At 61.3% G+C, this 22,806-nt stretch carries 24 protein-coding genes and 1 pseudogene; 17 read left to right on the plus strand and 8 right to left on the minus strand.

Annotated elements, in window-relative coordinates; translation table 11 throughout:
* Nucleotides 1–36: 36 nt before the first annotated feature.
* The 5 genes from BMW49_RS23490 to BMW49_RS23510 are packed head-to-tail and all read right to left on the minus strand — an operon-like array spanning nucleotide 37 to nucleotide 4,720.
* A complete protein-coding gene (locus BMW49_RS23490) occupies nucleotides 37–267 on the minus strand; it encodes an acyl carrier protein (RefSeq protein ID WP_069521793.1) in 231 nt (76 codons plus the stop codon).
* Nucleotides 261–1,232, minus strand: a complete 972-nt coding sequence (locus BMW49_RS23495) for a chlorinating enzyme (protein WP_208600988.1) — start codon at nucleotides 1,230–1,232, stop codon at nucleotides 261–263. Before BMW49_RS23495 ends, BMW49_RS23490 begins: the two co-directional genes overlap by 7 nt.
* A 31-nt stretch (nucleotides 1,233–1,263) precedes the next feature.
* Nucleotides 1,264–2,814: an amino acid adenylation domain-containing protein gene (locus tag BMW49_RS23500; protein WP_069521792.1), complete on the minus strand. Its 1,551-nt coding sequence runs from the start codon at nucleotides 2,812–2,814 to the stop codon at nucleotides 1,264–1,266.
* 23 nt (nucleotides 2,815–2,837) lie between these two features.
* Nucleotides 2,838–3,833, minus strand: a complete 996-nt coding sequence (dmpG, locus tag BMW49_RS23505) for a 4-hydroxy-2-oxovalerate aldolase (protein WP_069521791.1) — start codon at nucleotides 3,831–3,833, stop codon at nucleotides 2,838–2,840.
* Nucleotides 3,830–4,720 (minus strand): acetaldehyde dehydrogenase (acetylating), encoded by an 891-nt coding sequence (locus tag BMW49_RS23510; protein ID WP_069521789.1) that lies wholly within the window; start codon nucleotides 4,718–4,720, stop codon nucleotides 3,830–3,832. Before BMW49_RS23510 ends, dmpG begins: the two co-directional genes overlap by 4 nt.
* A 613-nt stretch (nucleotides 4,721–5,333) precedes the next feature.
* On the opposite strand from BMW49_RS23510, the pseudogene BMW49_RS23515 reads away from it, so the two are divergent.
* The 7 genes and pseudogenes from BMW49_RS23515 to BMW49_RS23545 all read left to right on the plus strand — a co-directional run bounded on the left by BMW49_RS23515 (nucleotide 5,334) and on the right by BMW49_RS23545 (nucleotide 11,505).
* A pseudogene (locus tag BMW49_RS23515) lies at nucleotides 5,334–5,846 on the plus strand (antirestriction protein ArdA).
* Nucleotides 5,847–6,352: 506 nt separating this feature from the next.
* Nucleotides 6,353–6,724, plus strand: a complete 372-nt coding sequence (locus BMW49_RS23520; protein ID WP_069521787.1) for a helix-turn-helix transcriptional regulator — start codon at nucleotides 6,353–6,355, stop codon at nucleotides 6,722–6,724.
* An 11-nt stretch (nucleotides 6,725–6,735) separates the two neighbouring features.
* Entirely contained in the window at nucleotides 6,736–7,563 is an 828-nt protein-coding gene (locus tag BMW49_RS23525; RefSeq protein ID WP_069521785.1) for a replication initiator protein A, read from the plus strand.
* 244 nt (nucleotides 7,564–7,807) lie between these two features.
* Nucleotides 7,808–8,446, plus strand: a complete 639-nt coding sequence (gene parA, locus BMW49_RS23530; protein WP_069521782.1) for a ParA family partition ATPase — start codon at nucleotides 7,808–7,810, stop codon at nucleotides 8,444–8,446.
* Nucleotides 8,443–8,685: a hypothetical protein gene (locus BMW49_RS23535; RefSeq protein ID WP_069521780.1), complete on the plus strand. Its 243-nt coding sequence runs from the start codon at nucleotides 8,443–8,445 to the stop codon at nucleotides 8,683–8,685. The genes parA and BMW49_RS23535 overlap by 4 nt, the downstream gene beginning before the upstream one ends.
* Nucleotides 8,682–9,188 (plus strand): S26 family signal peptidase, encoded by a 507-nt coding sequence (locus tag BMW49_RS23540; RefSeq protein WP_069521778.1) that lies wholly within the window; start codon nucleotides 8,682–8,684, stop codon nucleotides 9,186–9,188. The genes BMW49_RS23535 and BMW49_RS23540 overlap by 4 nt, the downstream gene beginning before the upstream one ends.
* Nucleotides 9,189–9,555: 367 nt before the next feature.
* Nucleotides 9,556–11,505 carry a relaxase/mobilization nuclease and DUF3363 domain-containing protein gene (locus tag BMW49_RS23545; protein ID WP_069521776.1) on the plus strand — a complete coding sequence of 650 codons (1,950 nt, stop codon included), beginning with the start codon at nucleotides 9,556–9,558 and terminating at the stop codon, nucleotides 11,503–11,505.
* Between the two features lie 16 nt (nucleotides 11,506–11,521).
* Here BMW49_RS23545 and BMW49_RS23550 read toward each other — a convergent pair whose 3' ends face one another.
* Complete coding sequence (locus BMW49_RS23550; RefSeq protein ID WP_069521774.1) at nucleotides 11,522–12,376, minus strand: helix-turn-helix transcriptional regulator; 855 nt, start codon at nucleotides 12,374–12,376, stop codon at nucleotides 11,522–11,524.
* A 156-nt stretch (nucleotides 12,377–12,532) separates the two neighbouring features.
* Here BMW49_RS23550 and hemA point away from each other — a divergent pair, with 156 nt between their 5' ends.
* The 9 genes from hemA to BMW49_RS23595 all read left to right on the plus strand — a co-directional run bounded on the left by hemA (nucleotide 12,533) and on the right by BMW49_RS23595 (nucleotide 20,895).
* A complete protein-coding gene (gene hemA, locus BMW49_RS23555; protein ID WP_069521772.1) occupies nucleotides 12,533–13,765 on the plus strand; it encodes a 5-aminolevulinate synthase in 1,233 nt (410 codons plus the stop codon).
* A 1-nt stretch (nucleotide 13,766) separates the two neighbouring features.
* On the plus strand, nucleotides 13,767–14,270 hold the full coding sequence (locus tag BMW49_RS23560) for a GNAT family N-acetyltransferase (protein ID WP_069521771.1): 504 nt from the start codon (nucleotides 13,767–13,769) through the stop codon (nucleotides 14,268–14,270).
* Nucleotides 14,267–15,337, plus strand: a complete 1,071-nt coding sequence (locus tag BMW49_RS23565; protein ID WP_069521769.1) for a Gfo/Idh/MocA family oxidoreductase — start codon at nucleotides 14,267–14,269, stop codon at nucleotides 15,335–15,337. Before BMW49_RS23560 ends, BMW49_RS23565 begins: the two co-directional genes overlap by 4 nt.
* 22 nt (nucleotides 15,338–15,359) lie before the next feature.
* Complete coding sequence (gene asnB / locus BMW49_RS23570) at nucleotides 15,360–17,213, plus strand: asparagine synthase (glutamine-hydrolyzing) (protein ID WP_069521766.1); 1,854 nt, start codon at nucleotides 15,360–15,362, stop codon at nucleotides 17,211–17,213.
* Nucleotides 17,214–17,298: 85 nt separating this feature from the next.
* Nucleotides 17,299–18,498: an MFS transporter gene (locus BMW49_RS23575; RefSeq protein ID WP_083251835.1), complete on the plus strand. Its 1,200-nt coding sequence runs from the start codon at nucleotides 17,299–17,301 to the stop codon at nucleotides 18,496–18,498.
* A gap of 13 nt (nucleotides 18,499–18,511) precedes the next feature.
* The gene (locus tag BMW49_RS23580) at nucleotides 18,512–19,438 is read left to right on the plus strand and encodes a LysR family transcriptional regulator (RefSeq protein ID WP_069521764.1); all 927 of its coding nucleotides are present in this window, start codon (nucleotides 18,512–18,514) and stop codon (nucleotides 19,436–19,438) included.
* The gene (locus BMW49_RS23585) at nucleotides 19,438–19,704 is read left to right on the plus strand and encodes an EexN family lipoprotein (protein WP_069521762.1); all 267 of its coding nucleotides are present in this window, start codon (nucleotides 19,438–19,440) and stop codon (nucleotides 19,702–19,704) included. Before BMW49_RS23580 ends, BMW49_RS23585 begins: the two co-directional genes overlap by 1 nt.
* 88 nt (nucleotides 19,705–19,792) lie before the next feature.
* Nucleotides 19,793–20,200 (plus strand): antitoxin Xre-like helix-turn-helix domain-containing protein, encoded by a 408-nt coding sequence (locus tag BMW49_RS23590; protein WP_069521760.1) that lies wholly within the window; start codon nucleotides 19,793–19,795, stop codon nucleotides 20,198–20,200.
* Nucleotides 20,194–20,895, plus strand: coding sequence for an RES family NAD+ phosphorylase (locus BMW49_RS23595; RefSeq protein WP_170829073.1), 702 nt, complete (start codon nucleotides 20,194–20,196; stop codon nucleotides 20,893–20,895). The genes BMW49_RS23590 and BMW49_RS23595 overlap by 7 nt, the downstream gene beginning before the upstream one ends.
* Here the strand turns inward: BMW49_RS23595 and BMW49_RS24880 are convergent.
* Nucleotides 20,873–21,136, minus strand: coding sequence for a hypothetical protein (locus BMW49_RS24880; protein ID WP_167362835.1), 264 nt, complete (start codon nucleotides 21,134–21,136; stop codon nucleotides 20,873–20,875). The genes BMW49_RS23595 and BMW49_RS24880 overlap by 23 nt on opposite strands.
* Nucleotides 21,137–21,372: 236 nt before the next feature.
* Here BMW49_RS24880 and BMW49_RS23600 point away from each other — a divergent pair, with 236 nt between their 5' ends.
* Complete coding sequence (locus BMW49_RS23600) at nucleotides 21,373–22,254, plus strand: hypothetical protein (protein WP_069521756.1); 882 nt, start codon at nucleotides 21,373–21,375, stop codon at nucleotides 22,252–22,254.
* Between the two features lie 232 nt (nucleotides 22,255–22,486).
* On the opposite strand, the gene BMW49_RS23605 is transcribed toward BMW49_RS23600, so the two are convergent.
* Nucleotides 22,487–22,806: integrase core domain-containing protein (locus tag BMW49_RS23605; protein WP_139205716.1), on the minus strand; the 320-nt coding region annotated here is incomplete at its 5' end.

Here is a 22,806-nt window from a genome sequence, read left to right on the forward strand (position 1 = left end):
AGGGGGTGGCCGACTGATAACGGCCGGCCACCGGCATTAACCCGCCTGCTGGCTGAACGACGGCTGGATGGCCTTGCTCAGCTGGATTACCGACGAGTTGCGAAAGAGCGATTCCATATCGATCTGCACCTTCAGCTCCTCGTGAAGTTGGCGCTGGATCTCGGCCATCATCAATGAGTGGCCGCCCACGTCGAAGAAGTCGTCGTCCAACTTCAGTTGCGGGTAATCCAGCGCCTTGGCGCAGATTTCATGAATGGCATTCAGCATGGGACTTTCTCCTCCACTGCGGCGAACGAAAACGCCTGATCTCGGTTGTTGGCACTGCGCACCTGGTTGTGCCCGTAGGTGTCGACGCCGGACACCAGCACGGTGGCGTAGTTAGCCAGGTCGAAGGTTTCACCATGCGCGTTGTAGCTCGACAGGTCTGGATACACCCGCACATGGGTAGGGACGTAACGGCCGGAGATCGCCAGGCGCGTTTGCCGTTCGCTGGTGTTGTTGTGCGAGGCATGGGCGCAGGAGGCGGTGAAAATCACGCATTCGCCGGCTTGCAGTTCCATGTCCACTGGGTTGGCGCTTTCCGGATCCCAGGCCGGGTCGACCTTGAATTCGGAGAAGTCATAGCCGAAGAAGCCGGTGTCGGTCTTGGAGTGCTGGTAATCACCATTGCGACCGGTAGCGACGCTCTTCTTCTCGTCGTAGTAGAACTTCTTGTGCGAGCCAGGCAGGAAACGCATGCACGCAGTTTCCTTGGTGGCCGGGGTGAACGCGGTCCACACGGTTAGGTCGATGTAGGCATTCCAATCCGTTTCTGTCGGCACGATCAGCGGGTTGCCGTCGGTATAGCTGTAGTCGCGCACCTGGTGCCACTCGGTGCCGCGGCCACCTGGGAACTTGGCGAACCATTCCGAACGCCAACACAGCAGGTCGCTACCCAGAATGCCGCGCAGATACTTGAGGATGGTCGGGTGCATTATGTGCCGCGACAATTCGGGAATATCGAAGTGGCGGTCGTAGTTCATGTTGTTGTCGTACAGGATGTGCGAGCGGTCGTGGTTGGCCACGCGCAAGGCCCGCAGGATCTCCGCCGCTTCTTCGGGCTCGTAAAGCTTGATCGGGCCGATGAAGCCGTTGCGCTCGAACGATTCGATGTCTGCCTGAATATCATCAGTGATCACCGCACCAGCCGGCAGGCCGGTGGTAGCGGATATTTTTTGGTCCATCTGTGTCATGTGAAACTCCTTATTGGTAGTGACGGGTTGTTCAGCCCATATTCAACAGAGCTTGGCGGTCGATCTTGCCGTTCTGCGTCAGGGGGAACTGTTTGCAGGCCACGTATCGCCGTGGGTGCATGTGGTTGGGCAACAGTGCCGAGAGCTGGCGACCGATATCGTGTAGGGTTGGCAGTTCGTCGGAGGTGGTCACGAAAGCGGTGAGTTCGGCTTCCTGACCTGGCAGGGCCTGGGTGTTGAGCACGATCGCGTCCTCAACGGCGTCTAGCGCGTTGCGTACGCCGTTCTCGATTTCGGACAGGTTCACCAACATGCCGCGGATCTTGATTTGGTTATCGCGCCGCCCCACGCAAATGAAACTGCCGTCGGCTTTGCGGCGAGCGTAGTCACCAGTGAAGTAAGCGGCACGAGTCACGCCGTCGACGGTCATGGGTCTAAAGCGTTCGGCCTGCAGCGTGAGGTTGTTCAGGTACCCCTGGCCCACTCCCATGCCGGAGATCACGATCTGACCGGTTTCGCCGACTGTCACAGGGCAGTCATGCTCATCAAGCACATCGACGCGGCAATTACCCACCGGCTCGCCCATTGGGATGCCGTCAGTGAGGTAGGTGGCGTAATCGACCATGCGGTGGCAGGTGGCTACGTCGGTACATTCCGCCACACCGTATTGGTGAATCAGGTTGCACGCCGCACCCTTGCCTTTGGCCCATTCCACTACCCGAGCGGTCGAGAGGGCTTCACCACCAATGAACAAGTGCCGCAGGCTTGCCAATTGCTCACCGGCCTGCCCCGCCTGAAGAATCAGGTACAACGAACTGGGGGCCAGATGGATGCTGGCGACCCGGTGCTGTTCGATCAAACCCGCGATTTCGTAGCCATCGAACATGCGGCTGCTCGTCAGCGAGATCGCCGCCCCGCTGTACAGCGGCGTGACCAGGCTACGTTGAGAGATATCGAAACCGTAAGCAGATACCAGGATTCCGTTAGAGTCCTGCCCCAGGCCGTATTCGCGTACGTGCCAATCAATCAGGTTCGCCCAGCTGCGGTGAGTGATAGCCACCGCTTTCGGCACTCCGGTGGTCCCGGAGGTGAATACGGTGTAGCAAAGTGTGTTTTCCTGCACTGGCCAATGGCTCGGCTGGGCCACCGGCAGCCCCTCCAACAGCATGCGTACTTGCTCGATGTCGGCCACAGGCACAGCTTGTCCACCGAGGTTGGCAATGAACGGCGCCGAGGTGAAGATCAACTTGAGGTCGGCAAGTTGCCCAATCATCTGTGCCAACCGGGCAGAGGGGTTGGCGACGTCCAACGGCACGTATGCGGCCCCGCTTTTAAGGATGCCGAGCATGCACAACAGCGTGGCGGGCGAGGGTTGGAAATACACCCCCACCAGGCTCCCAGTGCCGATGCCCTGCTCGCGCAGGTAACCGGCCAGGGCTGACGACTGCCGATCTAATTCGGCGTAAGTCAAAGTTTCCGATGCACTGCGAACGGCAACTGCATTGGGGGTCAAGGCCGCCCAGTGAGCGACTTTTTCATGAATCATGGGCGAGCGAAGGCCCTGCTTATCAATGGCAGCCATCGATTCGATACCTGAAGCTGGGTTTAGTGTGTGGTAGACAGCCTGGCGGCGGTCTCCAAGATGATGTCTTCCTGCCCCGCCACCAGTTGGCGTTGGCCTAGCAAGCGGTAAAGCTGGAACTCATCAACCTTGAACTGTTCGGCCGCACGTTTGATGTGCGGCGCGAATCCAGAAAACAGCCCATTGATACCGCTGGCAATGTTGGCGGTGCCGATGTGCGGGGTCAGGCAATCTAGGTACTGCTGCGACGCATGCGCCAGCCCGGCCACAGCATCGAAGGTGCAGCGGGTGCGATAGCCCGAACGATTGAGCACGGCGATCAAGGTCTCCAACTGGGTGTTTCCCGCTCCGGCGCCAAAGCCCATGATGCAGGCGTCAAGCAATTCAGCGCCCTCTTCCACCGCAGCCATCGAGTTGGCCACCGCCAAACCAAGGTTATTGTGGGCATGGAAACCCAGCTTGATGTCAGTCAGCTCCTGGATTGCCTGCACGCGCCAGCGTACGTCGTCGGGGGCTAGGTAACCGGCGCTATCCATCAGTATTAAGGCATCGGCACCATAGCTGGCCATGAGCGCAGCCTGTTGCGCCAACTCTGCGGGCTCGGCCATATGGCTCATCATCAGTACGCCATACACGCTCTTACCCTGATTGCGCACCGACTCGATGTAAGGCGCTGTAACGTTGGCCTCGGTGCAATGCGAGGCGATGCGGAACACATCTACCCCGACCTCAATGGCGGTCGAAAGGTCGGTGGAGGTACCCAGCCCGGGAATGAAATGAATCCCAAGGCGGCCATTCTTGATCACCGACCGGGCTGTTTCGAGCATGTCGCGGTCAGCCAGGCAGCTAGTTCCTAGCAGCGCTGAAGATCCACCCAGCCCATTACCATGGCCAACTTCAATGATATCGACGCCGGCGGCATCGGCCTGCTTGGCATACTGGCGAATCTGTGACTCGCTCAGTTGATGTCGCACGGCGTGGTTGCCGTCGCGCAGGGTGCAGTCAGTGATGGTAATCATGCGGCGGTCCGCTCCCAGCTTACAGCGTTGAATTCGGCGACCGCGATGGCAGCGCAATTGATGATGTCGAGGTTGCCAGCATAGGCAGGCAAGTAGTCGCCACTGCCGCGCACAGTCACACTCACGGTGAGGTAGCCTTTGCTTTCCACCGGCTCCAGCACCACTTCGTAGCCCGGCACGTAGCGTTGAACACGGACAACCATCTCCCGCACGCTTGCTTTCACCTTCTCCAGGCTGTGGTAACGCCCCTTTGCGAATACAGTGGTTTGCATGTTGATGCCGGGCTTGGCCGGGTTGATGTTCAGCACCGCTTTGCTTTTCCCAGTACCACTGAACTGCCGCAGCGCCTGCTCGGTAGTGAGAATGTACTGATTGATGTTCTCGCGCGTCGCCATGCCCGCGCTGTCAGAGGCGATTGTCGAGGCGACTTCGATGTACTCCAGCGTGTCGAAAGCCTGGGCGATGGCATAGGCCAGCGGAATGCTCGCTTGGCCACCGCAGGTCACTAGGTTCACGTTGCGCTCGGCGACTATGCTGTCGAGGTTGATTGAGGGTACGCAGATCGCGCCAATCTTCGCGGGTGTCATGTCGATGGCCATAAGGTTGGCCTTACGAAAGAACTGGTCGTTGATACGGTGCGACTGCGCGGAGGTGGCATCGAACACGATGTCGATGCCGCTTGCGTGGTGCGCCAGAAAGTCGATGCCTTCGGCCGAGGTGGCGATGCCCAGATCACGCGCACGGGATAAGCCTTCACTGGCCTGGCTGCGTCCCACGACCATTTTCAGGTCCAGGTGGGGAGAACGCATGGCTTTGTACATTAGGTCTATGCCGATGCTTCCCGAGCCAATGATCGCAGCCCGCTTGCGAGAAATTACAGCTTCCATATTGTTAATTCCTTCCTGAGATTGAGTACCATCTGCTCGCCGAGAAGGCTGTTTCGACGATCCGTTGCTTCATGCAAAAACCATAAGCGTTCACCCTTGAACATTGCTTGTACGTTCTTGGGAAAAGCGAAAAATTCTGAGAAACCGGTTGGCTTTTTATACTGGCGCGGGTAGGCCGGAGGAAGATTGGATGCGGGGTAGCTCCAGGTTGATCAGCCTGCCTCGGTAGTTCACCTAAGGTCAGCCGTACTCCGGGCATTCATCGATTTGCTGAGAGAAATTCAGTCGCCATCTCTTGAAAGCCCGTAACAGGGTCTCCGCTGAATCCACGACGCAGTCCTTCTCTTGATACATATAATCAATGGCTCTCGAACGATGACTAACCGAATAGGCTTACCTTATCGCTAGGGATCTTGACCTGTTCTAGGACAAAAACGCAGGGGTTCTTGCCCCCTCAAAATCAAGAAAAACAGACGGTATCCACCCGGCCGCTGCGCTGGGTGGAGCCTCCGCGATTTTTCCTGATTTTTTCACGACGGCCTTAGTCGCCCTAGTCGGCAGGGGTTCATGCGCATTGCAAGCGCAGAACCTTTGAGATGAAGGAGCGAACACCATGAGCGAAGACATCCGTATTTATGTGGCTGACCTTGCGGCTTACAACGCAGGGCACTTGCACGGGACCTGGGTGGATGCCACTCAGGAGCTAGAGGCTATTCAGGCGCAGGTCGACGCCATGCTGGCGGCATCGCCAGTCCAAGGCTCTGAGGAATATGCCATTCACGACTACGAGGGTTTTGACGGCTATCCCCTGGGCGAATACGAAGGTTTGCAAACAGCACACGAGATCGCCTGCTTTATCGAGGACTACCCTGACTTTGGCGGTACCTTACTCGCCCACTGCAACGATCTGGAGCAGGCGCGCAAAGCGGCCGAGGAAGATTACTGCGGCTGCTACTCATCGTTAGCCGACTACGCCCAGGAGTTGACCTAGGAAACCAGCAGCATTCCGCCGCACCTGGCGATGTACATCGACTACCGCGCCATGGCCCGCGACATGGAATACGGCGGCGACGTGTTCACTCTGGAGACTGGCTTCGAGCAGGTGCACGTGTTCTGGAATCGCTAAACCAGCGCGAGGCACCGGGGCGACCCGGTGCTTTGTTTTTTGCGCCCCTGCCCTGCCGGCCACCCGCGCGCCCCACCCGGCAGGCTAATGCACAGGGGCGAACGCGCGGTGTTCCGCACGGAGCAACCACGTTGTGCTGCCCGTTGATTGAGACCGTTACGGTCTTACGTTTTTGCCCAAATCCGGCGATCCGTATCCACGAATTTACGGATTTGTGGGGAAGCGGATTTACGCGTTTACGGATTTACGGAAATCCGCCGATGCGATTTTCCGGTTCTACAGAAAGCCGTAAACCCGTAAATCCTTAGGGCTTCGCCAATGGGGATTTATGCACTGAGGTGCCTAGGCCAGTGACGCGCTCAGATGGTCGCACCCGGTCAGCGTCCAGACCTTCCCCGTATCAATCCTCGCCTCTCCTACCTGCGCATTCGCCCAGACCCAACCTGGCATGATCGAGCGCGACGACTGCCGCACGGTGCACCTCCCACGTCAACGGAGGACCCACCATGTCGCACTCAATCGATCTTTCCCGCCACCCGCGTCGCATCGATCTCGATGCCCCGCTACACCGCAAGGCCGGGCCGACAGCGCATGCCATGCGGCCTGTGGAGCGCGCTGAAGAGCCGCAGACGCCACAGACCTGCCCAGCCCCTCGCTACCTCACCAACAACGAGGCTGCGGCCTTCCTGCGGCTGTCACCGCGCACGCTGGAGAAGCAGCGGGTGATCGGTGGCGGGCCGCGTTTTCACAAATTCGGCCGGAGGGTGATGTACGCGCTTACCGATCTCGAAGCCTGGGCCAGTGAGCGCAGTTTCGAGACCACGTTCGATCCCGAATACATCGACCGCCATCCGGGAGCACAGCGTGATGATCAGTGAAACCTTCGCTTATGAATCGTCGGACTCACGATTTGCCTACACAGAACGAACAACTGGATCTGTTCCGCGCCCTACCCGGCGACATGGCGCCACGCGATGCCCAAGACCTAATGGCGCATCCGTTCTTCTCGCTGGCCAAGTCACGTCGCACCGTGCCGATCGACTTTCGCTCGGGCGAGGTGACCGTGCGTGTGGAGGGCACTTTGGAGCATGGCATCGCCACGATTTGGGATGCCGACATCCTGATCTGGGCGGCCAGCCAGATCGTCGAGGCGCGCGATGCGGGCATCCCCACTTCGCGACTGATGTGTGCGACGCCCTATCAGATATTGCGCTTCATTGGCCGTGGCACCTCGTTGCGCGACTACCAGCGCTTGAAAGCAGCGCTGGACCGGCTGCAATCGACCAGCGTAGCCACCTCCATCCGCGAGACCACGGGCCGGCGCTTGCACCGTTTCTCCTGGATCAACGAGTGGAAGGAGCTGGCCGCGGCGGATGGCCGGCCGCTGGGCATCGAGCTGATCCTGCCGGACTGGTTTTACAGCGGCGTGCTGGATCAGGCCTTGGTGCTGACCATCGACCCGGCCTACTTCCGCCTCACCGGCGGCATCGAGCGCTGGCTGTACCGCCTGGTGCGCAAGCACGGCGGCAAGCAGGAGGACGGCTGGCAATTCGACTTTCGTCATCTGTACCGCAAATCCGGCAGCTCGGCGCGCTATTCGGACTTTGCCCTGGACTTGCGTGCGCTGGTCGCCCGACAGTCGCTACCAGGATATCGCCTGGAGGTCGTTCATCTGCCCCCATCGACCGAACTGCTCGCCTTCCGGCCCGTGCCGTAGACGGCACGGGGATAACTTGCGGAAAAGCTGTGAATGCAGTCGTGCTATCAGGCGCAACCGGTGACGTGCTATCAGGCGCATCACCCTCGTGCTATCAGGCGCACAAAATCTGCTGCAGGCCACGGTTGGCGTGTCTTTCAGCCGCCCTTAACTTAACTAACTTAAAAGCTCTAACTTGTTATTGGGCAGACGCGCGTTTGTGGACAGGTGCTGATTGGGGCGGTTTGGCCGGAGGGGGCCGCCCATGATCGTCGCCCTGCTCAACCAGAAAGGCGGGGTGGGCAAGACCACTCTGGCCACCCATATCGCCGGCGAACTGGCCCTACGCGGGCAGAACGTCATCCTGCTCGATGCCGACCCGCAGGGCTCGGCATTGGACTGGACCCAGCGGCGCAGCCAGCAGGGTTTACCCAGGTTGTTCAGCGCCGTTGGCCTGGCGCGTGAGACGCTGCATCAGGAAGCCCCGGAGCTGGCGCGTCGCGCCGATCACGTGATCATCGATGGGCCACCGCGCATCGCCGCCCTCGCCCGCTCGGCGTTGCTGGCGGCGGATCGCGTGTTGATCCCGGTGCAGCCCAGCCCCTACGACCTGTGGGCCAGTGCGGAGATGGTCAACCTGATCCGCGAGGCGCAGGTGTTCAGGCCTACGTTGCGTGCGGCGTTCGCCATCAACCGCCGTGTCAGCACCACAGTGATCGGCCGCGAAGCGCGCGGCGCCTTGGCCGACCAACCGCTACCGGCGCTGCAGGCGGAAGTACGCCAGCGTATCGTCTTCGCCGAGAGCGTGGCGGCCGGTTGTCTGGCCCGCGAACTTGCACCGGATAGCGCCGCTGCGCGCGAGATCAGCAGCCTGGTCGACGAGTTGCTGAGGTGGTCGCCATGAGCAGCAAGCGCATCGGTATCGGCGCACGCCCCTCGACCGATCCGCAGGCCGAAGCCTGGATACGCCAAGGCGCTGGAATCGACAACGGCAAGGTCGAGCGCTACAGCGCCCGGCTGACGTTGGACGTGACGCCGGCGCTGCGCACACGGATCAAGCTGGCGGCCTTCGACCGCGGCGTGACGATGGCGGAGATGCTGCGCGAAGTGCTGGAGCGGCATTTTCCCGAGGCCACGCCATGATGCTGGGTGCTCGCAGCGGGCGGTGGCCACTGGCGCTGCTAGCTGGCGGCCTGATCGCCCTGGGTTGGGCGGCGTTCACGACGTCGCCACCACGGCTGATCTACAACGCCTCCGTCAGCGTGCCCGTCGGTTGGTACCGCATGTCGCCGGCCGACTCGTTGGCGCCTGGCGATCTGGTGCTGGTTCGCCTGCCGCCAGAGGCAAGGTCGCTGGCGGCGCAGCGTGGCTACCTACCGACGAACGTGCCACTGCTGAAGACTGTGGCGGCGATGGCGCCGCAACAAGTGTGCGTGGAAGGCAGCCAGGTACGTATCGACGGCGTTGTTGTTGCCAGGCGCTTGAGGTGGGATCTACAAGGTCGCCCGCTACCAACCTGGCAGACCTGTCGGCGCCTGGTTGGCGATGAGCTGTTCCTGCTCAGCAGCAACCCAGCGTCATTCGACAGCCGCTACTTCGGCCCGGTGTCTGTCAACGCGATAATCGGCCGGGCGCAGCCCTTGTGACTGGAGCCGCGTCGATGAACAGACCTTCTGCGTGTTGATCCGCCTGCCGACAGCGTGTGATAGGCGGGGGCGGTCGCGAGCCACCTGGCTGCAAATACCTTTGCCCTCGCCTGACGACCAGAAGCTTTGGAAGTCGCCGATCCGTCTCATCTGATTACCCAGCCCAGAAGCGCAAAGGCACGGAAAAAACGGAGGGCAAGATAAAAGGGGGCGGCACTTCGTTGGCCCGAAAAGCAGTCTGCACGGGGGTTGGCGGCGACACAGCACCTGCGTCGCCGGGTGTCGAAATGGTGCTCGCCCTGCAGTTTCACTGGCCGGGAAGCGTGCCTGATACGCCGTACCACTATCAACTTGGAGGAGTCTAAACATGAGCAAGGGAAGTCGTCAGGATGATGAATTGCGCTTTCGCCCGCAGCCGGGCAAGCCGCAACAACGTGGCCAACCCTTCGTCAACCAGGTGCTACGCCAGGCCAACAAGGCCGGCACTGGCAAGCCGCGCAAGGCAGGCCTCCAGCCCGGCGCCCGTCTCGGCCGCGGACATGTCGCTGCTCGCTTCAGCGCGCAGCAACTGCCGCCCAACGCCCGCCGAGTCACCATCAAGACGCGCCTGGTGAACCTACGCCAGGCCGGCAAACGCTCGACGCACAGCCACCTGCGCTACATCGAGCGCGACGGTGTCAGTCGCGAGGGTGAGCCGGGCCAGGGCTACGGCCCCCTAACCGACCAAGCCGACCTCAATGCATTCGAGGAGCGCGGCAGGGACGACCGCCACCAGTTTCGCTTTATCGTCTCGCCCGAGGATGCCGAGCAGTTGGACGACCTGCGCACTTACACCCGCCACCTGATGAGCCGGATGGAAACCGACCTCGGCACCCGCCTCGACTGGGTGGCGGTCGACCATTGGAACACCGACAACCCGCACACCCACATCGTCCTGCGCGGCAAGGACGACACCGGCAAGGATCTGGTGATCGCCCGCGACTACATCGCCGAGGGCATGCGCAACCGCGCCTCGGAGCTGGCCACCGAATGGCTCGGCCCGCGTACCGAGTTGGAGATCCAGCAGAGCCTGCAGCGCGAGGTGCAGCAGGAGCGTTTCACCAGCTTGGATCGCACCCTGTTGCGCGAACGCCAGGCCGACGTACTCAGCCTGAAGGGGCTCGCCAACCATCCTCGCCGGCAGTTGCTGATCGGTCGCCTGCAGCAGCTGCAGCGGCTGGAGCTGGCCCATGAAGTTCGCCCCGGACACTGGATCCTACGCGACGACGTCGAGGTGACCCTGCGCGCCATGGGCGAGCGCGGCGATATCGTGCGCACGATGCAGCGAGCCATGGGTAGCGTGCAGCGCGAGCTGGCGGTCTTCGAACCGGGCAAGGATAGTTCTGTTGTGGTTGGTCGGATCGTAACAAAGGGCCTGGCCGACGAGCTCAACGAACGCGGTTATTTAGTGGTCGACGGCCTCGACGGCAAAGCGCATTACCTGACCCTGCCTGCCCGCGCGGAGCTGGCCGACTATCCCATTGGTGGCCTGGTGGAAACACACAGTTTGGGCGAGCCGCGCGCAGTGGATCGGTCGATTGCTTCGCTGACTGCGGGCGGCCTGTATCGCACCGATCATCACCTGGCCTTGGCACGATCACAGGCAGTACAAGGGACAGATCCCGAGGCATTGGTTGAACGCCATGTGCGCCGCCTGGAAGCCTTGCGCCGGGCCGGTATCGTCGAGCGGCTGACCGAGGGCGTCTGGCGGGTGCCGACCGATCTGCCAGAGCAAGGCCGGCTGTATGATGCCCGCCGCCTGGGCGACGTTGCCGTTGAGCTACGCACACCGCTACCCATCGAACAGCAAGTCCGTGCCGTCGGTGCGACCTGGCTGGACCAACAGCTGATTGGCGGTAATCGTGAGCTCGCTGACCAAGGTTTCGGCAGGGAGGTACGCGAGGCGCTAAGGCAGCGTGCCGACTTCCTGGTGGAACAGGGCCTGGCCGAACGCCAGGGCCAACGCATGGTGCTCGCACGCAACCTGCTGACCACTCTGCGCGGGCGGGAGCTGACCGCGACAGCGCGCGAGATCTCGGCGCAGACAGGCCTGCATTACCGCCTGCCGGTCGAGGGCCAACGAGTCAGCGGAACCTACCGGCGCAGCATGCAGCTGGCCAGCGGCCGTTATGCCCTGCTCGACGATGGCGTCGGCTTCAGCCTGGTGCCGTGGAAGCCGGTGATCGAGCAGAGGCTCGGGCAGAGCGTGTCGGCGGTGATCCAAGGCAATAGCGTGTCCTGGCAACTGGGCCGCCAGCGCGGACCATCAATCGGTTGAGCAAGGAACGCCAGTGCTACACCAGCACTGGCTCCTCCTGTAACCACTGTTCAAAGGCGGCCCCCTGCGATGAGCCCTCCTTAGCCGCGTAGTAGACCAATCGAAGGTGGCGATCCTCGTCGATGGTCAGCGTGGTGTGCTCGAACACCACGTGGCCAACTGCGTCGATGTGCAAATGGCGTATCCCCTGGCAGGGACCGTGGATGTCTTGCTGCCGCCACCAGTCCCTGAAGTCCGGCGAGGCCTTCTCCAGGTCCTTCACCAACGCGGCGATATCTGGATCCTGGGTCGCCCGTACGAAGTCGCGGCGGAAGCTGGAGAGGATCTGCAGCGCCTGCTCATCCCAGGGGTTGAACAGCTCGCGCATGGCCGGGCTGGTAAACAGCATCCACAGCAGGTTGCGGCGATCCGCCGGCAACCCAGAGAAGCCAAACACCCGGTCCGCCGCGGCGTTCCAGGCCAGTACATCCCAACGCAGGTTGAGCACGTAGGCCGGACGCAAAGGCAGATCGGCCATCAGTCGATGAACCAGCGCCGGCACCGTGCACCAGGTTTTACCCGGCTCAGGCGGAAGGCGCTGGTGGGCGAGCAAGAACAGGTGACGCCGCTCGGTGGCATCCAGCTTGAGCGTGCGCGAGAGGTTATCGAGGAAGGTCGCGGACACACTGATATCCCGCCCTTGTTCCAGCCAGGTGTACCAGGACAAACCCACCCCGGCCAGGGCCGCGACTTCCTCACGACGGAGCCCCGGCGTACGCCGCCGGCTGCCGGCGGGCAGCCCCACCTCCTCCGGTGAAAGACGTTCGCGGCGACTACGCAGGAATTCGGCCAGATCTACCCGAGTGCGGTCTGCTGTGCGAGGCGCGCTCATCCGATTACTTCCAGTACTAGGATAAACAGTCAAATTGTAACCCCTATAAATCTCAAGAAGAATAGCCCGACCTGGCCGCAATTACCCGAGCCAGGGCTCTCGCTTGATGAGGAATCACACAGAGACGTGTCATCAACTCGTTAAGGAGATAAACGGATGTACCAAGCACTTCTTCGGGAACAACTGGAGACATTGAAGTCCTCCAACCAGTACCGCACCTTCACCACCCTCAGCCGCATCTGTGGCCAGTACCCTCTAGCCAAACTGGACGGCCGTGAGCAAGAACCGGTGGTGGTCTGGTGCAGCAATGACTACCTCGGGATGTCACAACATCCCGCAGTGCGCGAACAAATGCACAAGGCGCTGGATACCTACGGCGCGGGCTCCGGCGGATCGCGCAATATCGGCGGCTCTCACGAAGTGTATGCAGGCTTGGAAGCAAGCCTTGCCGACTGGCATGGCAAGGAAGCAGCGCTGGTATTCCCCACTGGTTTTGGCTCCAACGATGCCACCCTCCAGTGCCTGCTGCGGCGTATCCCCGACTGCGTGGTGATCAGCGATGAGCTGAACCACGCCTCCATAGTCAACGGCATTCGCTCCACGCCCAACGAACGCAAGATCTTCCGCCACAACGACGTCGAGGATCTGGAGCAGATTCTCGCCAGCTACCCGCTGGGGCAGCCGAAGATCGTGGTGTTTGAATCTATCTACTCGATGGACGGCGATATCGCCCCAATCGCCGAAATCGTCGCGGTCGCCAAGCGCTACAACTCCCTAACCTACCTCGACGAGGTACATGCGGTGGGCATGTATGGTCCGCGCGGCGCAGGTATCGCCGCCGAACTGGGCGTTGCCGAACAGGTAGACATCATCCAGGGCACCATGGCCAAGGCCATCGGCGTGATCGGCGGGTACATCGCCTCGACACAGGTGATCGTCGATGCGGTGCGCTCCTTCGCCACCGGCTTCATCTTCACCACCTCGCTGCCGCCGGCAATTACCGCAGGCTGCCTGGCCAGCGTCGAGCATCTCAAGGCAAGCAGCAACGAGCGCGATGCCCTGCAACGCCAGACGGTCAAGCTGCGCGAGCGCCTCAAGCACTATGACGTACCGGTGATGCCCTGCTCACAAACCCATGTGCTGCCGGTGCTGGTAGGTGAGGCCAAGCGGTGCAAGGCAGCTGCAGAACGCCTGCTGCATAGCCATGGCGTGTACCTGCAACCGATCAACTATCCATCCGTGCCGGTAGGGACCGAGCGCTTCCGCGTCAATGCTACGCCGAATCACAGTGACGAGCAGATCGAACACCTGGCGGTGTCGCTGCGCGAAACATTCGACCACTTCAGCATCCCGCTGGCCTCCGAGGTGTTCGCTGCGGAGGTGGCCTGAAATGGACCAGTCCTTCTTCACCGTGCGTCCGGCGACTCAAGCTGACCTGGCCAGCCTGGTAGAGCTGCGCGCCTATCTGCTGGAAGGCACCACCGCCAGTTATTCGAGCAAGACGCCGGAGGATGCGGCTCGCTGGCGGGCGGCCTACCGCACCTGGCTGAGCAGCCGCCTGAACGAGAGCGACTGCGTGCAGATCCTCGCCGCCGAGCACAAGGAATCCGGCCAGGTACTGGGCTGTGCGACCGCCATCATCGACCAGCGCGCGCCGGCAACTGGCTGCCTCAACGGCCTGTCCGGCTGGGTGCAATCTGTGGTGGTTGAACCGCAGTGGCGAGGCCGTGGCATCGCCAAGCAGCTGATGCAGCACCTGCTGCGCTGGTTCACCAACCGCGGCGTCGGCTGTGTGGTGCTGCAAAGTACTGAGGTCGCCGGCACGCTGTATCAGGCCCTTGGCTTCGCCGTCAGCGACGAGCGTCTGCTGATCCGTCAGGAGGCCTCGGCATGAAGATCCTGATCATCGGCTTGGGCTACGCCGGCAACCGTTACCGCCGCGCCTTCGAGCATATCGCCACGAGCACCGGACTACCGTTGTCGCTGGCTTATGTCGGGCGCCGGCAAAAAGTGACCGATATCCCCTACTTCGACAGTGTTGAACAGGCGCTGGATGCCTTTGCGCCGGACATCGTGGTAGTCAGCGCCAACGACCACAGCCATGCCCCCGTGCTCAAGCAGTTGGCCGGCTACAGGGGCTTTGTGCTCTGCGAGAAGCCGCTGGCTACGCCGGGCGACGATCTGGGCGAGTTGCTCGGCGCACTGGATCAGGTCAACGGCTTTGCTCTGGATCTGGTGGAGCGCTACTCGGACGCGACACAGCAGTTGCGTGAGTGGGTTGCACGTCACGACTGGCAGTTGGTGCGCGCCAGCTTCCACTGGGGCAAGGATCGCATCAATGACTACCGCCCCACCTGCGGCGTGATCAGCGAGGTGATCCATGCCCTGGATCTGGTGGGCTGGATCTGCCCGCGCGCCGGCGAGCTCCAGCTCGATGGCGTGCTCGGCGTTCGCTCGGATTTCTCCATCTCCGGCGCAAAGGTGCTCGATACCGTTCAGCTCACCGCCAGCATGGGCGAGGCACGGGTCAGCGGCTATGCCAGCTTCGTCAACATCGTACGCCAGCGCACCGTGGATTTCAGCTTTGTCGACCGCGACGCCCGACTGATCCATGCACGCCTGGTGTTCGATACGCCGCGTTGGGATCACGACCAGTTGCGCATCTGGACACGCGGCGCCAACGGCGCCGAGGAGCTGCTACACGAGTTTGCCACCGCCCCCGAAGAGCCAGGCCTGGACACCCTGCACAAGCTGTCGCGTCTGTGCCGGCAGGTGGTGCGCGCCGTGGCCCTCAAGGAACCGCCCCGCCAGCCCTTCGCCGGCCTCGACACCGCCGTGGCGCTGCAGCGCCTGCTCAACGACCTAGAAACCCATGCCCAAAACCCGGCACCGGCACGCTACGTCCATGGCGAGACGCGCGTGCTGCTGGCCGAGGACAGCGACCTGGAAAGCCTCGGGTAACCCGATCACAAGGAGAACGACTATGTGTGGAATCGCTGGATGGCTGTCCTACAGCCAGAACCTGGAAACGCAACGTGACACCCTGCAACGCATGACCGACACCATGGCCCTGCGCGGGCCGGATGCGGGCGGCCTGTGGATTGAAGGCCCGGTCGGTCTGGGCCATCGGCGCCTGTCGATCATCGACCTGGAGGGCGGTCGCCAGCCGATGACCGCCCTGCACGGTGGCCCGCGTGAGGCCGCCGCTATTACCTACAGCGGCGAGGTCTACAACTTCCGCGAGCTGCGCACCGAACTGCAGCGACTCGGTCACCGCTTCGAGACCCGCAGCGACACCGAGGTGGTGCTGCGCGCCTATGTCGAATGGGGCGAAGCCTTTGTCGAACGGCTCAACGGCATGTATGCCTTCGCTATCTGGGACCTGCGTTCGCAGGAGTTGCTGCTGATACGCGACCGTATGGGCGTCAAGCCGCTGTATTACTTCCCCACTGCAGACGGCGTGGTGTTCGGCTCCGAACCCAAGGCACTGCTGGCCAACCCGTTGGTACCGCGCAAGGTGCGCGCCGATGGCCTGCGCGAGATCCTGGAGATGGTGAAGACCCCGGGCCATGCCGTGTTCGACGGCATGCGCGAGGTGATGCCTGGCGAGATCGTGCGCATCAACCGCCAGGGCCTGGGCCGCCGCCACTACTGGAAGCTGGAGGCGCGCGAGCACGAGCACACGCTGGACGAGACCATCCGCCACACCCGCGACCTGCTTGAGGATATCGTCGACCGCCAGATCGTCGCCGACGTGCCGCTGTGCAGCTTGCTCTCCGGTGGTTTGGATTCCTCGATCATCACTGCGCTGGCGTCGAAGAAGCTGCTCGCTGCCGGCAAGGAGAACATCCGCTCCTTCTCTCTCGACTTCGTCGACCACGGCAATGGCTTCACCGGTGATGCCGTGCGCGGCACGCCGGATGCGCCCTTCGTGCGCGACCTGGTGGAGAAGATCCGCTCAAGCCACCAGGAGATCATCCTCGACAGTCACGAACTGGCCGATCCGGCGTTGCGCATGCAGGTCATCCGCGCCCTCGACTTGCCCCCCGCCTTCTGGGGTGACATGTGGCCATCGCTCTACCGGCTGTTCCAGGAGGTACGTAAGCACTCGACCGTGGCGCTGTCCGGCGAGAGTGCGGATGAGGTGTTCGGCGGCTACCGCTGGTTCCACGATCCGGAGGCGATCCAGGCCGACACCTTCCCTTGGCTGACCTCGGTCACCGGCAAGTACTTCGACGGCAAGACCCTGTTCGGCCCAGGCCTGCTGACCCAACTCGACATGCACAGCTTCCTGCGCGACAGCTACGCCCAGGCCATCACAGAGGCGCCAGTACTGCCAGGCGAGAGCGCGGTCGACCAGCGCATGCGGCAGATGAGTTACGTCAACCTGACCCGCTTCGTGCAGACCCTGCTGGATCGCAAGGATCGTATGAGCATGGCAGTCGGCCTCGAGGTGCGTGTGCCCTTCTGCGATCACCGTCTGGTCGAGTACGCCTTCAACATCCCCTGGGCGATGAAGGCCTTCGACGGGCGGGAGAAAAGCATCCTGCGCGCGGCGACCCGCGACCTGTTGCCGGAGTCGATCAGCGAGCGAGTCAAGAGCCCCTACCCCTCAACCCAGGACCCGGCCTACGAGCAGGCGCTGCGTGATGCCCTGAGCGCCATACAGGCGGACCGCAACGCGCCGGTGACGCCCCTGCTCGACAGCGGCCGTATCCAGCAGACCCTGGCCAGGCCGCTCGGCAGTGTCTCGCCCATGTACGAACGCATGGGCATGGAGCTGCCGGTCGGCCTCAACACCTGGCTGAACGAGTACGACGTCAGCCTCGAACTCTAGTCCCAAACCGGATGTGGCCCCGGTGCGGGGCCGCATTCCTTCGCTGTACCACCTACGCGTTCCTGCAACGCAAACGAGTCCGAGCATGCACACACACAACCAATCGCCCATCTACTTGATAGCGCTGGGGGCCTTTGCCCTCGGCATGGCCTCCTATGTAACCGCCGGGTTAATCCCGATGATCGAGGCCTCGTTCGCGGTCTCCGTTGCGGTGGCCGCCCAACTGGTCACCGCCTTCACCCTGGCCTATGGCCTGGGTTCACCGATCTTCGTCGCCCTGACGCCGGCGCATCGCCAACGCGCCGGTATGCTGCTGGCTCTGGGCCTGTTCGTCATCGCCAACGCTGCCAGCGCGCTGGCCGAGAGCTTCACCACGCTGATGGTCTGGCGCGCCATCGCAGGCATCGGTGCCGGCGTCTACCTGGCCATGGGCATCGGCGCCTCGGCTGCCGTATCAACGCCGGAACGCCGCGGCAAGGCCATCGCCATCATCATGGGCGGCATGGCCAGCGGCGTGGTGCTGGGCGTGCCGCTCGGCCTGCTGATCGCTGAACAGCTGGGCTGGCAGGCCGCCCTATGGCTGGTAACCCTGCTCGGCCTGATGGCCTTGCTCGGCCTGCTGCTGAAGCTTCCGGCCCTGCCGGCGGCTACCGCCACCACGTTGAGCCAGAAGCTGGCGATTCTCGGCGACGGCCATGTGCTGGTCATCCTGCTGGTGTCGCTGCTGGCCGCCATCGCCAGCCTGGGCATGTACACCTTCATCGCCCCACTGCTAGCTGACCCGGCCTATGGCGCGGTGCGTTCGGTCACCCCCTATCTGTGGGTCTGGGGTATCGGCGGCGTGCTGGGCAGCTTCCTGATTGGCCCGCTGGTGGATCGCATCAAGGGTCCGGTACTGACCTTCGCCATCATGCTGATCCTCGCTGCATCGCTGTTCGTGCTACCGCTGACTGCCGCCATCAGCACCTGGCTGGTGATGTTGCCCATAGCCCTGTGGGGTGCGGTCGGCTGGGCACTGCAAGTGCCGCAGAACAATGAACTGATCCTGGCGCGCCAAGCTCAGGGCGACGGCAACCTGGCCATCGCGTTGAACGAATCGGCGCTCTACCTGGGCAGTGCCATCGGTGCTGCGGCCGGCGGCTTCGTGCTGTTGTTGCAGATGCCTACCTGGACCCTAGCCGCCAGTGCAGGTGGTGTCGCCGTACTGGGCGCCTTGCTGCAGATCATCAACCTGCGTCGCCAGCCGAACGGGAACGGCGACGTGCAAGCCGAACCCTACAACTGACGGAGGAGAGGCTGTGGAATTGCGCCACCTTCGCTGTTTCATCGCCGTCGCAGAAGAACTGCATTTCGCCCGCGCCGCCGCACGGCTGCATATCGAACAGTCGCCCCTGTCCCGGATCATCAAGGAACTGGAATACCGTCTGGGCGTACAGCTATTCGAGCGCACCACACGGCGTACGCGCCTGACCTGGGCCGGCAAGGTGCTCTTGGAAGAGGCTCGGCGGGTGCTGGCCGTGGTCGACCAGGCCAAGGCCAGCGTCAAGAGTGCGGCGGCTGGGTATCGCGGCCGGATACCCCTTGCGCTATCCGATGGTATTCCCCAGACCCGCCTGGCCTCCTTGCTCGCCCACTGCCGCGAGGAAGAACCTGAGGTCGAAATCTGCCTGTCGGAGGTCACCTTCAGCGAACAGGTCAGGGGCCTGAACGACGACCTCTTTGACATCGGGCTGGCACAGTCCGACGAGGTGGGTGATGGGCTGGTGGCTGAACCGGTCTGGTTCGATTCGTTGGTCGTGACGGTACCTTCTCGACACCCGCTACTGAGCTATCGGCGTGTGCCGCTTGAGGAGGTGGTGCGCTATCCGCTGGTGCTCTGCGACCCGCAGGCCTGCGAGGGTTTCTGGCAGCAACTACAGCGGGTGCTGGGCACCGTGGATACACGGCTGACCATCGCAGACCGCGTCCCCACTTTGGACCTGATGATGGCTCTGGTCGCGGCGGGTTACGGGTTGGGTTTTTCAAGCCTGGCGCGCATTAGCGAACTCAACAACCCGGATGTCGTGGCCCGTCCGCTGGACGGCTGCGCAACCATGCTGACCACTTACTTAATACGGCGCGAAGGCGAGCCGGCCGAGCAAATGGCCCGTTTTATCGAGCGGGTGAGCCCGGCGGAAAGCCAAGCGTTGCTGGCTGATCACGCATCACAGAAGGAGATCGCTTGATGAAGAAGATATCGTTTTTGCTGACTGCCGTGCTGTTGAGCGCATGCGAAAAGCCGATACCGTTTGAGTCGGCTGAAGCGCTTGCAGAGAATCCCGAGCGGCTCAAGGAACTGCGACTGCAGTGCAGGGACAATCGAGCAAAGTTGGGTGAGGCCCAATGCAACGCTGTTGCCGACGCCCAGCGCATACGCTTTATGGGCAAAGGCACACCCTACACTCCGCACCCTGTCAAACTCTTCCACTCTGACACTGAAGATGGACGCTAGAACCGGTGACAGTGAAACGGCGAGTATTAATCTGTAGATTAAAATGTGCTACTTTTTGATCTACAGATTAAATCGAGGGCTCCCCCCCATGACAACTGCCACCATCCAAGCTCAGGACTTCTCGAAAAGCCAGTGCGCAGCCGGCCTGCGTGCGGCGCTGAACATCCTGGAAAAGTGGAAGGCCTCCTGCGAGCAGGCCTGCCGGGTGCTGCGGATTTCCCGCAGCACCTACACCCGCGCCAGCCAGAAGGATTCGGCGTGGGCGGTGAGCCTGGACGCCGACCAGATGCAGCGCATCAGTCTTGTGCTGAACATCCACGCAGCACTGCGCGTTGTGTTCGACAACCCCGAGAACGTCTATGGCTTCCCCTCGATGGAGAACCACAACGCGTTCTTCAACGGCCGCGCCCCACTCGACATCATGGCGCAGGGCGACATGATCTCGCTGTACGAAACGTTCCGGCGGATCGACGCGCTGCGAGGCGCGCAATGGTAATGCTCGGCGACCTACCTGTACTGGAAGGTGAAAGCCTGCACGCCTACCGCCTGGTCAACTCCAAGTTTCCGCCCATTGCCCTGTTCGATGACGTCGCTGACGCAGAGGACTTCGAAGCTCTTTATCAGATCCAGGCGCTGACCAATCCACGGTTGCAGAACGAGATTGGTCGCCTGGAGCTGATTCCGCGCGACCAGATCCCTTTTGGGATCCCTGGGTGCTCGTATGCAACAGCGCCCTTCACTCACATCAACCCGGCCGGCTCGCGCTTCAGCAATGGCACCTTCGGCGTGCTCTACCTGGCCGACAGGATGGACACTGCGATTGCCGAGGTGCGTCATCACCAGGAGCGCTACTGGTCGAATGTGCCGGAGCTCAACTATGAGCGTTTCGTCTTCAGAGGGCTGACCGCCAGCTTCAGCGACAGCGGGATGAGGGAGGCCTCCGCACTTCCGCTTTCAGACCCCATCTACGCGCCTGACGACTACGCACACTCGAATCGATTGGGAAGCGAAGTGAAACGAGCAGGATACCCAGGCCTGCGCTACCACTCGGTTCGATCTCCAGGCAACATCTGTTGGGCGCTGATGACCCCGCGACCTGTTACCTCGATCATCCAGAGCGCACATTTTGAAATGATCTGGAGCGGGCAAATTATTAGTGTCAATCAGATCACAACCCTTCTAGCCACGTAGATGAAAGCGGGCTGAATAACCTAGACCTTACAGCCTGCTGAAATCGCTCATAACAACCGGTGAAAACAGGCAGAAACTGGCACATTGATGCCAGGCTGATTTCGGTCAGGAGCAGCCAGTGAGTATTAACAACGCCAAGGCGCATTTCGTTGCCCTCGAAGGTAAACGCCATTGCCCCCTTGCTTACAAACTGGCCTGCCGCTTCCAGCGGCTCGTAGCGCAATGCATGAATAGAGTCCACTCCAGCTCGGTGTGGACTGTCTCGTCGCTGCGGCCGGTGGTCTATGTGAATAGCCGCCCGCTCGCTGTAACCGTTTTGCGAATCACCATCAGCGACTGCGCCATATCCGCCCAAGCGCCTAACCAACGCCAAACATGCTGTGGACAGAAATAAAAAATTTAGCGCGCCCCTTGCAGAGCTGTCTGAGCTGCACTAAACCATAAAAACCAATGGCCATTTGACAGCAAGGAAGCCCTATGCAAAAGCTCATCGTGGTTGCGTTTTTTTTATTGTCCGGCTGCCAAGCAGTAACAGACAAAATCAACGAACATAATATGGACATGGTTCGGTCTAGCACTCAGTCATCAGAACTGGTGACGGCAAAAACTGCTGAAGCAGAAGACTTTGACACACTGCTCGACGCACCGATTGCAGACAAAGCAGAGAGAAACAAAGCGCAATCAAAGCTTCTAGCCAAATCAGAAGTAAATTGCTCAAGATTCATTGAGGAGACGCACTTCAAACGTGCAATCACCACTTTTGGCTACAGCACGTACTCCAACATTGCTTCTACAGCAGCAGCCATTGTTTCGGGGCGTGCCGGTCAGAACCTGGCCGGTGTGTCCTCCGTCCTCGGCTTTATGGGCGACACTCTCAACCAAGAGATGTATAGCGGCATACTGATGCCTGCCCTCACTCGTGAGATATCAGATCAACGCACCGCGATGTTCAAGGACATCACCGCCCGGCAAGCCAAAGAAATTACCGATTATCCCTACCCGCTCGCGGTGATGGACGCAATCAGATACCACAACCTGTGCTCCATCCCATTCGCTCTAGTCGGTCTGGTGAATAAAACGAATACCGTCCAGCAAGTTGATTACAGTGCTGCAATCAGCAATATGGACTCGGAAATTGAAAAGCAGAGTGCACTTCTCAAAGATGCGGCTCTTGGACTGTCGCCATCGGAAAGAACCGCAGTTCGTCAGCAGATACTGGATCTGACAAAACGCAGGGAAATACTCACTGTCTCATTGCCGCAGGCGCAAAGCACCCAGGCCAAACCTGCCGTTACCGTCGATCCAGCCGGAGCAGCGGTAGATCCAATCGATGCACCGTTGACCGCGGACCCACAGTGACCAATCAGCACTCTCCACCCACTTTTTCATTAGCCACCGCTCACGCGTACACCGCTGGACTTAAACCCAGCCAGCGGGGTGTGCGGTTGCTAAAGGCCGACTTCTGCCTGATGTGACCGGCTGCTGCGGGTCGACACTTACCGGTCGCGTACACCACACCCTGCTGGGCTAATCCGCTGACCTCCACAACCAGAATGACCTTGCCCCCGAAATACGTACCCCATAGCCCGTGTCATGGGTTGGTTTTTTGAAGCTGTGAAGCGTGCCAACTATGTTCGTATTGCGTTGGGCTGACGTAGGACAGTGTTGAGTGCAAGCGCTCTCGGTTGTACCAGAGCAGCCAGCTCATGACCTCGTCTTTGGCGTCGCGGCGAGTACTAAACCGCTGATCATGTAACCGTTCCACCTTCAACGAGCCGAACAACGTCTCGCTGCAGGCATTGTCCCAGCAATTGCCACGTCGGCTCATTGAGCTAGTGATTCCGTAGTCCTGAAGCACCTGTCTAAAATCGAAACTGGCGTACTGGCTTCCTCGATCACTATGAAAAAGTA

Origin of the sequence: Pseudomonas cuatrocienegasensis (assembly GCF_900110925.1) — a bacterium.
Classification (GTDB): domain Bacteria; phylum Pseudomonadota; class Gammaproteobacteria; order Pseudomonadales; family Pseudomonadaceae; genus Aquipseudomonas; species Aquipseudomonas cuatrocienegasensis.

Bases quoted from the DNA above. Each gene is read 5' to 3' on its own strand.
- BMW49_RS23490 (WP_069521793.1), bottom strand. From the start codon at position 267: ATGCTGAATGCCATTCATGAAATCTGCGCCAAGGCGCTGGATTACCCG.
- BMW49_RS23495 (WP_208600988.1), bottom strand. From the start codon at position 1,232: ATGACACAGATGGACCAAAAAATATCCGCTACCACCGGCCTGCCGGCT.
- BMW49_RS23500 (WP_069521792.1), bottom strand. From the start codon at position 2,814: ATGGCTGCCATTGATAAGCAGGGCCTTCGCTCGCCCATGATTCATGAA.
- dmpG (WP_069521791.1), bottom strand. From the start codon at position 3,833: ATGATTACCATCACTGACTGCACCCTGCGCGACGGCAACCACGCCGTG.
- BMW49_RS23510 (WP_069521789.1), bottom strand. From the start codon at position 4,720: ATGGAAGCTGTAATTTCTCGCAAGCGGGCTGCGATCATTGGCTCGGGA.
- BMW49_RS23520 (WP_069521787.1), top strand. From the start codon at position 6,353: ATGTCGCACTCAATCGATCTTTCCCGCCACCCGCGTCGCATCGATCTC.
- BMW49_RS23525 (WP_069521785.1), top strand. From the start codon at position 6,736: ATGAATCGTCGGACTCACGATTTGCCTACACAGAACGAACAACTGGAT.
- parA (WP_069521782.1), top strand. From the start codon at position 7,808: ATGATCGTCGCCCTGCTCAACCAGAAAGGCGGGGTGGGCAAGACCACT.
- BMW49_RS23535 (WP_069521780.1), top strand. From the start codon at position 8,443: ATGAGCAGCAAGCGCATCGGTATCGGCGCACGCCCCTCGACCGATCCG.
- BMW49_RS23540 (WP_069521778.1), top strand. From the start codon at position 8,682: ATGATGCTGGGTGCTCGCAGCGGGCGGTGGCCACTGGCGCTGCTAGCT.
- BMW49_RS23545 (WP_069521776.1), top strand. From the start codon at position 9,556: ATGAGCAAGGGAAGTCGTCAGGATGATGAATTGCGCTTTCGCCCGCAG.
- BMW49_RS23550 (WP_069521774.1), bottom strand. From the start codon at position 12,376: ATGAGCGCGCCTCGCACAGCAGACCGCACTCGGGTAGATCTGGCCGAA.
- hemA (WP_069521772.1), top strand. From the start codon at position 12,533: ATGTACCAAGCACTTCTTCGGGAACAACTGGAGACATTGAAGTCCTCC.
- BMW49_RS23560 (WP_069521771.1), top strand. From the start codon at position 13,767: ATGGACCAGTCCTTCTTCACCGTGCGTCCGGCGACTCAAGCTGACCTG.
- BMW49_RS23565 (WP_069521769.1), top strand. From the start codon at position 14,267: ATGAAGATCCTGATCATCGGCTTGGGCTACGCCGGCAACCGTTACCGC.
- asnB (WP_069521766.1), top strand. From the start codon at position 15,360: ATGTGTGGAATCGCTGGATGGCTGTCCTACAGCCAGAACCTGGAAACG.
- BMW49_RS23575 (WP_083251835.1), top strand. From the start codon at position 17,299: ATGCACACACACAACCAATCGCCCATCTACTTGATAGCGCTGGGGGCC.
- BMW49_RS23585 (WP_069521762.1), top strand. From the start codon at position 19,438: ATGAAGAAGATATCGTTTTTGCTGACTGCCGTGCTGTTGAGCGCATGC.
- BMW49_RS23590 (WP_069521760.1), top strand. From the start codon at position 19,793: ATGACAACTGCCACCATCCAAGCTCAGGACTTCTCGAAAAGCCAGTGC.
- BMW49_RS23595 (WP_170829073.1), top strand. From the start codon at position 20,194: ATGGTAATGCTCGGCGACCTACCTGTACTGGAAGGTGAAAGCCTGCAC.
- BMW49_RS23600 (WP_069521756.1), top strand. From the start codon at position 21,373: ATGCAAAAGCTCATCGTGGTTGCGTTTTTTTTATTGTCCGGCTGCCAA.